The 241-nt window shown below is 56.0% G+C and carries 1 protein-coding gene; it reads left to right on the top strand.

Annotated features, from left to right (window positions below):
- A partial coding sequence (locus CI070_RS13380) for a hypothetical protein (RefSeq protein WP_179218302.1) occupies positions 1 to 241 on the top strand: 241 nt, incomplete at both ends.

The raw sequence follows: 241 nt of genomic DNA on the forward strand, positions 1-241 counted from the left end.
CCGTAGACGGTTATAACCTGTGTTATTTAAGGAATGGAGCAACAGCAGCCTGCGTAACGGAAGACGGAAACGCGGCGCCCCTGGTCTCCTTCTGGAACAGGGGAACGGGACGGACGGCCGCCGTTACGTTCGCCATGGGAGGAGAACTCGGAAAAAACATCCAGCAATGGGATAGCTACGGAGACCTTATCCAAACCCTGGCCCGGTGGCTCAACAGGAAAAATCCCCCACAGGGATACTC

It is taken from the genome of Akkermansia muciniphila, assembly GCF_900184965.1.
GTDB lineage: Bacteria > Verrucomicrobiota > Verrucomicrobiia > Verrucomicrobiales > Akkermansiaceae > Akkermansia > Akkermansia muciniphila_A.